At 74.6% G+C, this 15,335-nt stretch carries 9 protein-coding genes and 1 tRNA gene; 4 read left to right on the top strand and 6 right to left on the bottom strand.

The genetic code is table 11. The annotated features are described in order from the left end of the window. Positions 1-26: 26 nt before the first annotated feature. Positions 27-524: a GNAT family N-acetyltransferase gene (locus O2W15_RS16815; RefSeq protein ID WP_269180201.1), complete on the bottom strand. Its 498-nt coding sequence runs from the start codon at positions 522-524 to the stop codon at positions 27-29. 185 nt (positions 525-709) lie between these two features. On the opposite strand from O2W15_RS16815, the gene O2W15_RS16820 reads away from it, so the two are divergent. After that, complete coding sequence (locus tag O2W15_RS16820) at positions 710-1,147, top strand: hypothetical protein (protein ID WP_269162057.1); 438 nt, start codon at positions 710-712, stop codon at positions 1,145-1,147. A 9-nt stretch (positions 1,148-1,156) separates the two neighbouring features. On the opposite strand, the gene O2W15_RS16825 is transcribed toward O2W15_RS16820, so the two are convergent. Next, positions 1,157-4,954 (bottom strand): ABC transporter ATP-binding protein, encoded by a 3,798-nt coding sequence (locus tag O2W15_RS16825; protein WP_269180202.1) that lies wholly within the window; start codon positions 4,952-4,954, stop codon positions 1,157-1,159. A 64-nt stretch (positions 4,955-5,018) separates the two neighbouring features. Here O2W15_RS16825 and O2W15_RS16830 point away from each other — a divergent pair, with 64 nt between their 5' ends. Then, on the top strand, positions 5,019-6,977 hold the full coding sequence (locus O2W15_RS16830; RefSeq protein ID WP_269162055.1) for an FUSC family protein: 1,959 nt from the start codon (positions 5,019-5,021) through the stop codon (positions 6,975-6,977). 13 nt (positions 6,978-6,990) lie between these two features. On the opposite strand, the gene O2W15_RS16835 is transcribed toward O2W15_RS16830, so the two are convergent. The 4 genes from O2W15_RS16835 to O2W15_RS16850 all read right to left on the bottom strand — a co-directional run bounded on the left by O2W15_RS16835 (position 6,991) and on the right by O2W15_RS16850 (position 10,830). Beyond that, on the bottom strand, positions 6,991-9,591 hold the full coding sequence (locus O2W15_RS16835; RefSeq protein ID WP_269180203.1) for a putative bifunctional diguanylate cyclase/phosphodiesterase: 2,601 nt from the start codon (positions 9,589-9,591) through the stop codon (positions 6,991-6,993). 166 nt (positions 9,592-9,757) lie between these two features. Then, positions 9,758-9,829 (bottom strand) — tRNA-Val (locus tag O2W15_RS16840). A 67-nt stretch (positions 9,830-9,896) separates the two neighbouring features. Continuing rightward, on the bottom strand, positions 9,897-10,361 hold the full coding sequence (locus O2W15_RS16845; RefSeq protein WP_269180204.1) for a peroxiredoxin: 465 nt from the start codon (positions 10,359-10,361) through the stop codon (positions 9,897-9,899). 43 nt (positions 10,362-10,404) lie between these two features. Beyond that, positions 10,405-10,830 carry a DUF3052 domain-containing protein gene (locus tag O2W15_RS16850; protein WP_164699990.1) on the bottom strand — a complete coding sequence of 142 codons (426 nt, stop codon included), beginning with the start codon at positions 10,828-10,830 and terminating at the stop codon, positions 10,405-10,407. A gap of 405 nt (positions 10,831-11,235) precedes the next feature. Between O2W15_RS16850 and aceE the strand changes: the two genes are divergently transcribed. Together aceE and O2W15_RS16860 are read left to right on the top strand one after the other, a co-directional pair. Further along, positions 11,236-14,046 (top strand): pyruvate dehydrogenase (acetyl-transferring), homodimeric type, encoded by a 2,811-nt coding sequence (gene aceE, locus O2W15_RS16855; RefSeq protein WP_269180205.1) that lies wholly within the window; start codon positions 11,236-11,238, stop codon positions 14,044-14,046. A 232-nt stretch (positions 14,047-14,278) separates the two neighbouring features. Further along, a complete protein-coding gene (locus O2W15_RS16860) occupies positions 14,279-15,292 on the top strand; it encodes a type IV toxin-antitoxin system AbiEi family antitoxin domain-containing protein (RefSeq protein ID WP_269180206.1) in 1,014 nt (337 codons plus the stop codon). Positions 15,293-15,335 lie beyond the last annotated feature (43 nt).

A 15,335-nucleotide genomic window follows, 5' to 3' on the forward strand; every position in this document is an offset into this window, starting at 1 on the left:
GTGCCCGGGCACCGTCGACGGCAACCTCAGGTGGCTGGCTGCACCATCACCACCCGCGGCCCGTGCCGGTCCAGCCCCAGCTCGGTCTCCCGGCGGCGCAGCGCCTGCAGCCCGGGGGTCAGCTCGGTGGTCGCCACCCAGCCGTGCCGGGCGTAGAACGGGGCGTTCCACGGGACGTCGGCGTAGGTGAGCAGCGTGACCCGGTCGGCGCCGTGCTGCCGGGCCGTCTCCAGGGTGGCCGCCAGCAGGGCGGTGCCGATCCCCCGCCGGCCGTGCGCCGGGTGCACCGACAGCTGCTCGAGGTGGACGGCGCCGTCCACCAGCTCCAGGACGGCGAACCCGGTGACCGGGCGGCCGGCGACCAGCACCCGCCAGGCCCGGGCGCGCTCCTCGGCGGTCGCCGGCAGCGGGAGGTCGGTGATGCCCAGCGGGACGAACAGCTCGTCAGCGGCGGCCTCGACGGCCGGGAGCTGCTGCAGGTCCACGTCGTCGGCCACCCGCACCGGCGGTCCACCTGTCGACATGTCGGCACCCTGACACGTCGACCGGTCGACGTGTCGACCGCGGCGGCCCTGCTCGTCGGACCCGAGTGCGCAGAACCGGTCGACGGCACGCGCGGGCGCGCCGGGGTGGGCAGCACCAACTGCTCACTCGACGGATGCCGGCCGTCCCTGGCCAGGGGTGGGCCGCATCTGCCAGCCTCGGCGGCATGAGCACCGTGGTGCCGGAGACGGTCAGCGCCCCGCCCCGCCCGGTGGGCGGCCGCCGGGTCGCCCTGCTCGCCGGGCTGACCGTGCTCGCGGTGGCGCCCTACCTGGCCGGCTTGCTGGTGCCCTACTACGTCAACGACCTCGACGCCCTGCCGCTGGCCGAGGTGTCCAGTGGCGCGTACGACCCCATGGACCTCTGGCCGCAGGGTCCCCTCGCCGGCCCCACGCAGCTCGCCGGCCTGCTCGCCATCAGCCTGACGCCGCTCGGCCTGCTGGCCGTGCTCATCGCCGCACTGACCGGCCTGGCCCCGCGCCGTCGGCGGAGCGCCCCGGTGGTGACGGCCGGCCTGGCGCTGGTGGCGCTGACCTGCCTCGCTGCGCTGGCGTTCTACTTCTCCCCCATGGGCGTAGCGCTCATGTCGTGGCGACTGGACTGAGGACTGGGCTCAGTCCATCAGCGGGTCGGCGTCCTCGTCAGCGGTGTAGGCCGCCCACAGTGCGGCGTAGGCACCGCCGGCGGCCAGCAGCTCGGCGTGCGGGCCGACCTCGACGACCCGCCCGCCGTCGAGCACCGCCACCCGGTCGGCGCGGGCCGCGGTGGTGAGCCGGTGCGCCACGACCAGCGTGGTCCGCCGCCGGGCGACGACGTCGGCCGCCCGGGTGACCGCCGCCTCGGTGGCCAGGTCCAGCGACGCCGTCGCCTCGTCCAGCAGCAGGACGTCGGGGTCGACCAGCTGGGCGCGGGCCAGCGCCAGCAGCTGCCGCTGCCCGGCCGACAGCGAACGTCCGCGCTCCCCCACCCGTGTCCGGTAGCCCTGCGGCAGCCCGGCGACCATCTCGTGCGCGCCCACCGCACGGGCCGCGGCCTCCACCTCCGCGTCCGAGGCGTCCGGCCGGCCGTAGGCGATCGCGTCGCGCACCGTGCCGGCGAACAGGTACGCCTCCTGCGGGACGACACCGAGCCGGGCCCGGTACTGCAGCAGGTCCAGCGAACGCAGGTCGGCGCCGTCGACGCAGACCGCCCCGGACGTCGGGTCGTAGAAGCGGGCGACCAGCTTCACCACCGTCGACTTGCCGGCCCCGGTCTCGCCCACCAGCGCCAGGGTCTCCCCCGGCGCGACGGTGAGTGAGACGTCCCGAAGCGCCGGGGCCGGGGCGCCGCGGTAGCTGAACGTGACGTCGACCAGCCGCACCTCCCCCCGCAGCCGGCCCACCGGCGCCGGGTCGGCCGCGGCCGGGGTGGAGGTCGGCGTCCGCAGCAGGCCGCGCAGCCGGCGCAGCCCCACCGCGGCCTGCTGGTAGCTGTCGAACACCTGGGACAGCTGCTGCACCGGGGAGAAGAACGTGTTCACGTACAGCACGAAGGCCAGCAGGACGCCGGCGGTGATGTCGCCGGCAGCCAGCCGTGCGGCGCCCACCGCCAGCACCGCGGCGGCGGCCACCTCGGAGAGGAACTCGACGAACGGGAAGTAGGTGGCGATGTACCGCTGGGCCTGCAGCCGCACGTCGCGGTAGGCCTGTGCGTACCCGCGGAAGGTGGCGGTCGAGTGCTCGGCCCGGTCGAAGGCCTGGGTCACCCGGATGCCGGCGACGTCCTCTTGCAACCGGGCGTTGACCGCGCTGACCCGTTCCCGGGCCTCGGTGTAGGCCGGCACCGACCGGGACCGGAACCACACGGTGGTGACCGCCAGCACCGGCAGCGACGCGACGAGCACCAGTGCCAGCACCACGTCGTAGAGGAAGACCACGACCAGCACCCCGACCAGGGTCAGCACGCTGATCACCGCCGTGGTCAGCCCGGTCTGCAGGAACGCCGACAGCGCGTCGACGTCGGTGGTCATCCGGGTCATGATCCGGCCGCCGAGCTCGCGCTCGTAGTAGTCCAGCCCGAGCCGCTGGAGCTGGGCGAAGGTCTTCACCCGCAGCGTGTAGAGCAGCCGCTCCCCGGTGCGCCCGGTGAGCCACGCCGCGCCCCGCCCGACCAGCAGACCGAGGGCGACGACGACCAGCGCGATGCCGGCGACCCCGAACAGCAGGGACGTCGACCCGGCGGTGATCCCGTCGTCGACGCCCTTGCGCACCAGCGCCGGGATCGCCAGCTGCGCCGCGGTGTCCAGCGCCACCAGGACCAGCGCGCCCATCAGTGGCCACCGGAACGGCCGGATCAGCCGCCACAGCGAGAACTCCTGGTCGCCGGCGCGGGCGCGGTCGGCCGGCACCTCGGGGTCGTCGACGGTCGGGGGCAGCCGGGCGACCAGCTGCCGCAGCATCGGCGTGGGCGCCGCCGCCGCCATCGCCGAGCCCCGCCCGCCGATGGAGGGGGCCGCGGGCTTCGCCGGGCCGTCGTCGTCGGCGACCGGCTCGGGCTCCGGCCAGGCGGCTCGGCTCACCGCACCCACCGGCGGGGCGTCGTCCGCGGCCGGCTCGCCGCCGGTGCCGGACAGCAGCAGCCGGTACAGCGGGGAGCGCGCCTCCAGCTCCGCCGCGGTGCCGACGTCGACCACCCGCCCGGCGTCCAGCACGGCGACCCGGTCGGCCAGCGCCAGGGTGGAGCGGCGGTGCGCGACCAGCAGCGTCGTCCGGCCCTGGACGGCGGTGCGCAGCGCGGCGTGGATCCGGGCCTCGACCGCGGCGTCGACCGCGGACGTGGCGTCGTCGAGCACCAGCACCCGCGGGTCGGTGAGCAGGGCGCGGGCCAGGGCGACCCGCTGCCGCTGCCCGCCGGAGAGGGTCAGCCCCTGCTCGCCGACGACGGTGTCGTAGCCGTCGGGCAGCTCGCTGATGAAGCCGTCGGCCTGGGCGGCGCGGGCGGCGGCGCGGACCTCGGCGTCGCTGGCGTCCGGGCGGCCGAAGGCGATGTTGGCGCGCACCGAGTCGGAGAACAGGAAGCTGTCCTCGAAGACGACGCCGAGCGCGCCGCGCAGCGCGCCGAGGTCCAGGTCGCGGACGTCCCGTCCGCCGATCCGCACCGCCCCGACGGAGACGTCGTAGAAGCGCGGCAGCAGGCTCACCACGCTGGACTTGCCCGACCCCGACGTGCCGATCAGGGCCAGCGTCTCCCCCGGCTCGACCCGCAGCGACACCCCGGAGAGCACCGGGCGGCCCGGTTCGTACCCGAAGGTCACCCCGGCGAGCTCGACCGGCAGCGGGCCGGCGGGCAGCGGGGCGGTGCCGGACACCAGCGTCGGCCGGGCGTCGATGATCTCCAGCACCCGCTCCACGCCGGCCCGGGCCTGCTGCCCGAGGGTGAGGACGGCGGCGAGCTGGCGCACCGGGGAGACGAGCACGGCCAGGTAGGTGGCGAACGCCAGGAAGGTCCCCAGCGTGATGGAGCCGCGCAGCGCCAGCCACCCACCGAACGCCAGCACCCCCACCTGGCCCAGCGCCGGGACCGCCTGCAGCAGCGGGTTGTAGCGGGCGGTGAACCGGACCACCCGCATCCGGGCGCCGAACAGCCGGCGGGCGCCCCCGTCGAGCCGGTCGAGCTCGCGGTCCTCCTGCCCGAACCCCTTCACCACCCGCACCCCGGTGACCGCGGCCTCGACGTCCCCGGCCACCACCCCGGCCTGCTGCTGGGCGGCCCAGTTGGCCGGGAAGAGGTCCCGGCGGGAGCGCAGCGCCAGCCACCACAGCGCCGGGCCGACCGCGAGCGCGACCAGCGTGAGCAGCGGGGAGAGCCAGGCCATGACGCCGAGGGAGACGACGAACAGCAGCGCGCTGCCGGTGAGGTTGGGCAGGAACGCCAGCAGCCCCTGCACGAGGGTGATGTCGCTGATCGAGCGGCTGACCGTCTGGCCGGTCTGCAGCCGGTCCTGAGCCGGGCCGTCCAGCCGGGACAGCGCCACGGCGACGTCGTCGCGCAGGTCCAGCTGCACGTCCAGCGACAGCCGCCCGGCCAGGTAGCGGCGGACGAAGCCGGCCGCGAACCGGAGCACCCCGGCCAGCACGAGCGCGACGAGGAACGGCGTGACGTCGACGGGGCGCCCGGACTCCGCGCCGGCCACGACCCGGTCGACCACCTCGCGGGTCAGCAGCGGCACCCCGGCGGCGATCACCGAGCCGAACAGGGCCGCGCCGAACGCGCCGATCAGGTCGGCCCGGTGGCGCAGGCAGTAGCCGACCAGCCGGCGGAACCAGCCGCCCGCGGGCACCGGGTCGGTCCGGTCGGCGGACGGCGCGGCGGTCTCCTCGACGGTGGCCGTCACTGCCGGGCCGGGCCGGTACAGCGGTGGGCTCCCGGGCACGGCACGGCGTCCAGTGTGCGACGTCCTGGCCCGGCGTGCCGCGCCCGGGTGGGAGGCTGCCCCCGTGGCGGAGCGGGGGTTGCGGGCGCCGGCCTGGCTCGAGGAGCTGGTGCGCACCAGCCCGGCGAGCGTGCCGTGGCGCGACGTCACCCGTTTCGCCCTGGTCATCCCGGCTCCGCTGGCCGTCGCCCTGGCGGTCGGCGGCGTCGAGGGCCCGGCGCTGGGTGCCGGGGTGTTCGCCACCATGGGCTCGCTGGCCGCGACGCTGGCGCCGCAGTCGGGCCCCTTGCGCGTGCGACTGCGCCGGGTCGCCGCGGCCTCGCTGCTGGGCGGGGTCGGCCTGCTGGTCGGGCACGGCCTCACCGGCGGCGGCTGGCAGCCGGTGCTGCTGATGGTCGTCGTCTCGGCGATCGCCGCCCTGCTGAGCTCGATCAGCGGCGCCTTCTCCCTGGGCGCCCTGCAGCTGCTCATCTACACCGCGATCTCCTCCGGGCTGGAGACCCCGCTGTCCGCCGGCGTCGAGCTCGGGTTCTTCCTGGCCGGGGCGGCGTGGGGGGCCCTCGCCGTCCTGGTGCAGGCGCGCACCGAGCAGCTGGACCCCGACCGGTCCGCCGTGGGGGTGGTGTTCACCCGGGTCGCCGAGCTGCTCGAGGCGATCGGCACCGACCGCACCGAGGAGGCCCGCCGCGAGCTCACCCTGGCGCTGAACGCCGGCTACGACCGGGTCATCCACGCGCGCAGCCGCTCGGCCGGCCGCAGCCGGGAGCTCGCCGAGCTGGCCGGGGTGCTCAACGCGGCGGCGCCGCTGGTGGAGGGCGCCGTGGCCAGCGCCCGGGGCGGGGTGCCGGCCGACTCCCGGGACATCGGCGCGGCGCACGCCCTGGCCACCGCCGTCACCAGCCGTCGTCCGGTGCTCGGCGAACGGCCGCCACCGGTGGAGGACGCACCGGCACCACGCCGGGCGGTCCGGCACGGTCTGCGGCTGGTGTGGAACGTCGTCGGCGACCCGGAGGAGCGGGCCTCGGCGGCGGTCGTGCGGCCCGTGCCGGAGTGGCGGGTGCGGCTGCACGACCTGTTCGACCGGACCGTGGGCAACGCCGACTCCCGGGCCTTCGTCGTCCGGCTCACGCTGTGCATGACGGTCGCCGAGATCGCCCGCCAGCTGCTGCCGATCGAGCGGCCCTACTGGGTGCTGCTGACCGTGGCGATCGTGCTCAAGCCCGACTACGGCTCGGTGTTCACCCGGGCCGTGCAGCGCGGCGCCGGCACCCTGCTCGGCGTCCTGATCGGCTCGCTGCTGCTGACCTTCCTGCACCGGGACGCCTGGGTGCTGCTCCCCCTGGCGCTGGCCGCCGGTGCGCTGCCGTGGGCACGCAGCGGCAACTTCGGGCTGTTCTCGGTCTTCCAGACCCCGCTGATCATCCTGCTGCTCGACCTGGCCACGCCCAGTGGCGCCGAGCTGGTCGGCGCCCGGCTGGTCGACACCCTGATCGGCTGCGGGATCGTGCTGGTGTTCGGCTACCTGCTGTGGCCGCAGACCTGGCGGGCCCCGCTGGACGACGCCCTGCGCAGCGCGGCCCTGGCGCTGGACCGCTTCGTCGACGCCGCGTTCACCCAGGGGCCCGAGGCCACCCGGCGGGCCCGGCGGGGCAGCTACCGGGCGCTGACCGAGCTGCAGACGCAGCTGCAGCGCCGGCTGGCCGAGCCGCCGCCGATCAGCACCCGGGCGGCGGCCTGGTGGCCGGTGATCGTGCAGCTGGAGCGGACGTCGGACGCGGTCACCGAGGCGGTCATCGCGATGCGGGCAGGCGAGCCGGCCCCCGACTCCGCGCAGGTCGGGGTGCTGTGCAAGGCGATCCGGCAGCTGGAGCAGGACCTGCGCGAGCACCGCGCCCCCGACGACGCCGAGATCCACGCCGAGGGCGTGCTGGCCCCGGTCGCCCGGGAGATCGACGCCGCCCGGCGGCTGATCCGGGCGACCACCCCGGGCCGGCGGTCCGGTGTCCGCGGCACCGACGACTGATGTCGCGCACCCCTCACCGGAAGGCGCAGGCCCCCGACCGGAGCAGGGCGCCCGCCTCGGCGGCGGGCAGCGGCCGGTGGAGCAGGTAGCCCTGCGCCTGGTCGCATGCCTCGGTCCGCAGCCTCGCCAGCTGGGCGGGCTCCTCGACGCCCTCGGCGACCACGGTCAGCCCGAAGGTGTGTGCCGCCCGGATCATCAGCGACACCAGCTCGCCGTGCCCGGGCTCGTTGGAGCCGATGAAGCTGCGGTCGATCTTCAGCGTGTCCACTGGCATGTGTCCCAGCTGACCGATGGAGGTGTAGCCGGTGCCGAAGTCGTCGATGGCGACGGCGGCGCCCAGCGCCCGCAGGGTGACCAGGTTCTCCATCGCCGAGGGATCGGCCACCAGCACCGTCTCGGTCACCTCGAGCACGAGCAGGTGGGCCGGGAGCCCTGAGGCGGCCAGCGCGTCGGTGACGTCCTGCACGACGCGGCGGTCGGCGAGGTGCCGCCCGGAGACGTTGACCGCGATGGTCGGCTCCGGCACCTCATCGGCCAGGCCGGCGTCACGGCGCCACTCGGCGAGCTGCCGGGTGGCCTCGTGCAGCACCCAGCGGTCCAGCTCGCAGATCAGCTGGGACTCCTCGGCCGCCGGGATGAACTCGTCCGGCGGGACGAGGCCGTGCCCGGGCCGCTGCCAGCGCACCAGGGCCTCGTAACCGGTCACCCGGTCCGACGTCACGTCGACCACGGGCTGGTAGTACAGCTGCATCTCCCCGCCGGCCAGGCCGACCCGGATCGCCGCCTCCAGCTCGGCCCGCTCGGCGAGCTGACCCCGCAGCACCTCGTCGAAGACCTCGGCCCGGCCCCGCCCGTGCCGCTTGGCCCGGTAGGCGGCGGTGTCCGCCTCGACGAAGAGGACGTCGGCGTCGATGTCGGCGTCCCGGCTGACCGCCACGCCCACACTGGCACCGACCCGCACCGTGTGGCGGGCCAGCCGGATCGGCTCGCTGGTCGCCGCGATCAGCCGCTCGGCGAGCTCGACCAGCGCGCGCTCGTCCTCCACCGCCTCGACCAGCACGACGAACTCGTCGCCGCCGAGCCGGCACACGACGTCCCCCGCCCGGACCGCCGCCGACAGCCGGCCGGCGACCTCGCGCAGCACGTCGTCCCCGGCAGCGTGGCCATGGGTGTCGTTGACCGACTTGAAGCCGTCCAGGTCGACGAACAGCAGGCCGGTCATGGTCCCCGCGCGTCGGCCGCGGGACAGGGCCGCCGCGGTCAGCAGCAGCGCCTGCGCCCGGTTGGGCAGCTCGGTCAGCGGGTCGTGCGCGGCCTGGTGGGCGAGCGCGGACTGCAGCTCCTCGCGCTGGCGCACCGAGCTGACGATCTGCCGCACCGAGGCGTGCACGACCGCACCGAGCGGACCGGGCAGCGGCTCGGCCAGCACGCTGTCGGCGAGGTCTCCGCGGGCCACGGCCTGGGCCTGGTCCTGGATGCGGCGGAGACTGGCGACCGCGGCGCCCAACGCGGTGGAGACGGTGCGCACCTCGCGCGGGCCCCCGCCCTCGACCTCCACGAGCTCGCCGCGACTGACCTGGTCGGCCTGCCCGGCCAGCACGCCGAGCGAGCGGGACACGCTGCGGCCCAGGACGACGCCACCGACCGCCGCGGTCAGCAACAGACCGAGGCCGGCCAGCAGCGTGGTCGTCCGGCGGCCGTCCGCCGCGTCCCGGTCGGCGGCTGAGCTCGCCTGGGCGCCGGCGACCGCGATGTCCAGCAGCTCGGTGAAGGTGGCATCACGCGTGGTGCTCCCGTTGACCAGGGCCGCGACCTCCTCGATGGGGAGGGAGGCAGCGGTGTCCTGATCGGCCTGTGCGGCGAGCACGTCGTCCACCGCGGTCACCGCTTCGGACGCGCGGACACCGTCCCAGGCGGCGGCCAGAGCCGGCTGGGACAGGTCGTCCAGCTGGCGCTGGGCGTCGGTATAGGCGGTCCAGGCGGCGCGCCAGTCCAGGTCGCTGCCGCGGGTGCCGGAGAGACGGAACTGGGAGCCGAGGAACAGCGGGACCACGCGACTGGAGGCCTGGGTCAGCTCGGCGACCAGCTCGACGTCGCGGGTGGCCCGATAGGTCCCGATCGTCACCTCCTGGGCACTGGCCTCCGTAGCCGCCTCCTGCTGAGCCGCCATGAGCTGAGCGGAGACGTCCAGGTAGTCCCGGTAGGTGTCCTGCAGCGAGCTCGTCCGGTAGTGCGCGCCGGCCCGGACGTCGACGAGCCGGGCGGTGGCCCGTACGGCGGCCCAGGCGCCCACGGAGGCGGCGGGCACCGAGGCCAGCGCCCGGTCGGTGACCTGCTGCGCCTGGGCGATGGCCTGCTCGGCCTGCGCCAGCTGGGCCTGCACCATCTCCGGGGAGAGCCCGGTCATGGCGCTCAGGGCCGGGTCGAGCAGGACCGTCGCGGACAGCACCGGGACGATCTCGTGCTCCACCCCGCTGCGGGCCGCGTCCAGCTGCGCCACCGCCTGCACCGCTGCCTCGGCGCGCTCGGCGGTGGCCGCCTCGGACACAGCCGATCGCACGATCGCCGCCGTCAGCGCGACCACCCCCATCAGTGGCAGCAGCACGATGGCCACGAGGTACGCCCACAAGGGGACGCCGCGGCGTCGCTGTCTGCCCGAAGGCCGGGATCTCCGTTGCACCAGATGGGCATCGGTCCACGGCCGACGGCGGACGAGCCACGGGCACCCGTCCGGGTGAGGCGGCACCGCAGCCGCCCCCGGGCGGCGGCGCGGGGAGGGGTGGGCGCGGCAGGGATCGAACCTGCGACCGCTCGCTTGTAAGGCGAGAGCTCTCCCGCTGAGCTACGCGCCCGTGCGGCCAGGGTAGCGGGAGGCTGCCCGGGCCCTGGCCGCCCGACGGACTGCGGTGGGACGGCGGCTCAGGCCGCGACGAGCTGCCCGACTGCGTCCTTCCAGCCCGACTGCGCCCGCGCGTCACCGGGCTGGTTGACCTCGGCGAAGACGAGCGTGCCCTCGCCGTCCACCAGGAACGTGCCGCGCAGCGCCATCCCGGCCCGCTCGTTGAACACCCCGTAGGCCTGGGCGGCCGCGCCGTGGGGCCAGAAGTCCGAGAGCAGCGGGAACGGCAGCTGCTGCTCGGCCCGGAACGCCTTGAGGCTGAAGGTGGGGTCGGTGGAGATGGCGACCACCTGGACCCCGGCGTCGGTGTAGGTGCCCAGCTCGTCGCGCAACTGGCACAGCTCGCCGGTGCAGATGCCGGAGAAGGCGAACGGGTAGAAGACCACGAGCACCGGTGCTCCCCGCAGCCCGGCCAGGGAGACCACCTGCTTGTCCTGGTCGGGCAGGTTGAACTCGGGGGCGGCGTCGCCGACGGAGAGGGTCATCCCGCGATCGTGCCCCACGTCCGGCGCGGGCGCCGGGTCGAGCTCATCGGCGGGAGCGGGCTGCCTTCGGGGTGACCAGCCGGATGCCCGACCAGTCCTTGGCCGCGGAGATGCTGGAGGTCTGTGCGAGCCCGGCGGTGGGGGCGGCCTCAGTGACGTCACCGGGCTCGACGTGGCCGGGGCGCCCGGACTTCGGGACCAGCAGCCACACGACGCCGTCCTCGGCGAGCGAGGCGATCGAGTCGACGAGGGCGTCGATCAGGTCGCCGTCCTCGTCGCGCCACCACAGCAGGACGACGTCGGCCACCTCGTCCGAGTCCTCGTCGACCATCTCGCCGCCCGAGAGCTCGACGACGGAGTCGCGCAGGTCCTCGTCGGCGTCCTCGTCCCAGCCGAGCTCCTGCACGACCATGCCCGGCTTGATCCCCAGCCGGGCAGCCATGCTGGTGCTGCCCGAGTCGACGCTCATCCCTGCTGTTCCTCCGTGTGCTCGGCCGCCCGGTCTCCCGGGCTGTCTCGTGTGCGGTGTGCTGCTGTGTGGTCTGGCGCGCCCCGTCGCGTGGTGCGCCGGTGCGGTGGTCCTGGAGGGATCGTGCCCTGTCCCGGCCCGCGCTGCCTGGTCGGGACCTCTGAACAGCTCGACCCGACCCCCTCCGCCCGGGTGGAGGGTGGCCCCTGGCGTGCCCCCGTCCCCCCGACGTCGCCGGGGTGCGGGCCCACGCTGTCCGGGCCACCGTTGCAGCGGAGCGTAGGGCATCGGGGGGCAGGCGCAAGGCCTCGACCGGGCTGCACGGCCGCGCCCCGTGTCCCGCCCCTCGGGACGCGACACGGGGCAGACGTGACGCGCGCCGCCCCGGCAGGAGACGATGGGGGCATGAGCGCAACGCAGCAGTCGGACGGAGACCCCGCCCGCACCATCGGCAGCCCCCGTGCGGTCATCACCGACGGGCGGGCCAGCCAACTCCCCGACACCGACCCGGACGAGACCCAGGAGTGGCTGGAGTCCCTCGACGCGGTCGTCGACCATGCCGGCCGCGGCCGGGCCCGCTACCTGATGCTCCGCATGCTGGAGCGCAGCCGGGAGCAGCAGGTCGGCGTCCCCGCGTTGCGCAGCACCGACTACATCAACACGATCGGGCCGGAGCAGGAGCCGTGGTTCCCCGGCGACGAGGACGCCGAGCGCCGGATCCGCGCCTACATCCGCTGGAACGCCGCGATCATGGTCCACCGGGCGCAGCGCCCGGGCGTCGCCGTGGGCGGCCACATCTCCTCCTACGCGTCGTCCGCGTCGCTGTACGAGGTCGGCTTCAACCACTTCTTCCGCGGCAAGGACCACCCCGGCGGCGGCGACCAGATCTACTTCCAGGGGCACGCCTCCCCCGGCATCTACGCCCGCGCCTACCTCGAGGGCCGGCTCGACGAGCACCAGCTCGACGGCTTCCGGCAGGAGGTCAGCCACCCCGGCGGCGGGCTGTCGTCCTACCCGCACCCGCGGCTGATGCCCGACTTCTGGGAGTTCCCCACCGTCTCGATGGGGCTCGGCCCGATGAACGCGATCTACCAGGCGCGGTTCAACCGCTACCTGCGCGACCGCGGCATCGCCGACACCTCCGACCAGCACGTGTGGGCGTTCCTCGGCGACGGGGAGATGGACGAGCCCGAGTCGCTGGGCCCGATCGGCCTGGCCGCCCGTGAGGAGCTGGACAACCTCACCTTCGTCGTCAACTGCAACCTGCAGCGGCTCGACGGTCCGGTCCGCGGCAACGGCAAGGTCATCCAGGAGCTGGAGTCCTTCTTCCGCGGCGCCGGCTGGAACGTCATCAAGGTGGTGTGGGGCCGCGGCTGGGACAAGCTGCTGGCCGCCGACCGCGACGGCGCCCTGGTCAACCTGATGAACCAGACGCCGGACGGCGACTACCAGACCTACAAGGCCGAGGACGGCGCCTACGTCCGGGAGCACTTCTTCGGCCGCGACCCGCGCACCCGCAAGCTCGTCGAGGGCATGAGCGACAAGGAGGTCTGGGACCTCCAGCGCGGCGGGCACGACTACCGCAAGGTCTACGCGGCGTTCAAGGCGGCGCAGGACCACAAGGGCCAGCCGACGGTCATCCTGGCCAAGACCATCAAGGGCTGGACGCTCGGCAACCACTTCGAGGGCCGCAACTCCACGCACCAGATGAAGAAGCTGACCGCGGAGGACCTGGCGAACTTCCGGGACCGGCTGTACCTGCCGATCCCGGACGAGGAGCTGGACAAGACGCTGCCGCCCTACTACAAGCCGGCAGCCGACTCCGACGAGATGCAGTACATGATGGAGCGGCGTCGCCAGCTGGGTGGCTCGATCCCCCGGCGCAGCTACGCGGCCAAGCCCCTCAAGGCGCCCGACGACAAGGCCTTCGAGGTCGTCCGTCGGGGCTCGGGCAAGCAGGAGGTCGCCACCACGATGGCGTTCGTCCGGCTGCTCAAGGAGCTCATCAAGGACCCGGAGCTCGGCCCCCGCTTCGTCCCGGTGATCCCCGACGAGGCCCGCACCTTCGGGCTGGACTCGCTGTTCCCGACGAAGAAGATCTACAACCCGCACGGCCAGAACTACACCTCGGTCGACCGCGAGCTGATGCTGGCCTACAAGGAGTCCGTGACCGGGCAGATCCTGCACGAGGGGATCAACGAGGCCGGTTCCACGGCGTCGTTCATCGCCGCCGGGACGTCGTACTCGACGCACGGCGAGCCGATGATCCCGATCTACATCTTCTACTCGATGTTCGGGTTCCAGCGCACCGGCGACTCGTTCTGGGCCGCCGGTGACCAGATGACCCGCGGGTTCCTGCTGGGCGCCACCGCCGGGCGCACCACGCTGAACGGGGAGGGCCTGCAGCACGAGGACGGGCACTCGCTGCTGCTCGCGGAGACGAACCCGGCGGTCGTCTCCTACGACCCGGCGTTCGGCTACGAGCTCGGGCACATCATCAAGGACGCCCTGCGGCGCATGTACGGGGAGGACCCGGGTGCCCCGCTGGGCGGGCACCGCAGCCCCGACGTCATGTACTACCTGACGGTCTACAACGAGCCGTACGTCCAGCCGGCCGAGCCGGAGGGCCTGGACGTCACCGGGCTGTTGGCCGGGATGTACCGCTACGCCGAGGGCCCGCAGGTCGACGGCCCCAAGGCGCAGGTGCTCGCCTCCGGCGTGGCCGTGCCGTGGGCGCTGCGGGCGCAGGAGCTGCTGGCGCAGGACTGGAACGTCTCGGCCGACGTCTGGTCGGTGACCTCCTGGAACGAGCTGCGTCGCGAGGCGGTCCAGGCCGAGGAGTGGAACCTGCTGAACCCGGCGGAGGAGCCCAAGATCCCCTACGTCACCCAGCAGCTCACCGACGTCCCCGGCCCGGTCGTCGCGGTGTCGGACTGGATGAAGGCGGTGCCGGACCTGCTGGCCCCGTTCGTCCCGGGTGGCATGACGTCGCTGGGCACCGACGGGTTCGGCCTGTCCGACACCCGCCCGGCGCTGCGCCGGCACTTCCGGGTCGACGCCGAGTCGATCGTCGTGCGCACGCTGGCCTCGCTCGCCCAGCGCGGTGAGGTCGAGCGCGACGTCGTCCGGCAGGCGGTCGAGAAGTACCAGATCGGCGAGGTGCAGGCGGCCCCCGCCGACACCAGCACCTCCCCGGAGCAGCAGCCCGAGGCGTAGTCGCCGACGAGCGCCGACTGCCCAGCACTGATCAGGTCACCTGATCACCGACTGTCCCCCCGCACCAGCGTTGGTGCGGGGGGACAGTCGTAGGTGCAGGCGGACGCCGGGGCGGACAGCGTCCTGCCACGCGAGCGGGCGGGCACGCGGCCGGACCTCCACACCGACGGGTCAGGTCCACAGATGCGCATCGCCCGGTCCACCGCGTCTCCGGAGTTGAGACGGTGCCGCCGTGGATCCTCTCCTGGCCGACGCCATGGCCCGCCAGGCCGGCGTCTTCAGCACCGCTGATGCGCTGGCCACCGGCCTCGACCGCAACGCCATCGGCCCCCTCGTCCGGTCCGGGGTCTGGCGGCGGGTGCGGTACGGCGTCTACACGACCGGCGAGGCCTGGCGCCGACACGAGGCCGAAGGGCGCACTCACCGGCTCGAGTGCGCCGCCGTTCTCCGCCGTCTCGATCACGCCACCGTCGCGGTCAGCCACACCTCGGCCGCCCGGCTGCACCGCCTCGTCGTCCCTCGAGTCGCCGGCACCGAGGTCCGGCTGACCGATCCCGCACAGTTCCGCGTCGGCCGGGGCTACCGGATCAGCGACGGGGCCCTGCCACCCGAGGACGTCGTCGTCCACGAGGGGCTGCCGGTCACCACGGTCACCCGCACCCTCGCCGACGTCGGCCGGGAGTGGGCGCTGCTCGATGCCGTGGTCGCCGCCGACGACGCGCTCGCCGATGGCCGGACCTCCCTGGCGGCGCTGAGGGGTGCCGCGCTCGCCCAGACCCACTGGGTCGGCTGCGGCAACGCCGCGCGGGCGGTCTCGCTGGCGCGCGTGGGCGCGCACTCACCGCACGAGACCCGGACCCGGCTGGCCCTGCTCGGCGCCGGCCTGCCCGAGCCGTTGCTGCAGTGCGCCGTCCTCGTCGGTTCCCGCCTGGTCGCCGTCCTGGACATGTACTGGCCCGACCACGGCGTCTTCGTCGAGTGCGACGGCATGGTCAAGTACACGGACCCGTGGCGGGGTCGCACGCCGGCCGAGGTGATGTGGGACGAGAAGCGGCGCCAGGACGCGCTGCTCGACCTCGACCTGCACGGGGTGCGGATCGCGCCGGAGGACCTGCTGGACCGCGGGGACGGGAAGCTCGCCAGGCTGGGGGTGCTGCTGGACCGCGGGCGGACATCACCACCGCGGTACCGGACGGCGCCTTGGCACGAGGGACTGCGGACGGCGCCCCGGACCGCCGCGAGCTGACCCGTCCCTCCGCCCGCACCAGCAACTGTCCCCCCGCGGCAAC

Origin of the sequence: Modestobacter sp. VKM Ac-2979 (assembly GCF_026967995.1) — a bacterium.
GTDB lineage: Bacteria > Actinomycetota > Actinomycetes > Mycobacteriales > Geodermatophilaceae > Modestobacter.

What these genes read in the sequence shown, in the direction of transcription:
- O2W15_RS16815 (WP_269180201.1), bottom strand. Translation starts at nt 524, where the DNA reads ATGTCGACAGGTGGACCGCCGGTGCGGGTGGCCGACGACGTGGACCTG.
- O2W15_RS16820 (WP_269162057.1), top strand. Translation starts at nt 710, where the DNA reads ATGAGCACCGTGGTGCCGGAGACGGTCAGCGCCCCGCCCCGCCCGGTG.
- O2W15_RS16845 (WP_269180204.1), bottom strand. Translation starts at nt 10,361, where the DNA reads ATGACCCTCTCCGTCGGCGACGCCGCCCCCGAGTTCAACCTGCCCGAC.
- O2W15_RS16850 (WP_164699990.1), bottom strand. Translation starts at nt 10,830, where the DNA reads ATGAGCGTCGACTCGGGCAGCACCAGCATGGCTGCCCGGCTGGGGATC.
- aceE (WP_269180205.1), top strand. Translation starts at nt 11,236, where the DNA reads ATGAGCGCAACGCAGCAGTCGGACGGAGACCCCGCCCGCACCATCGGC.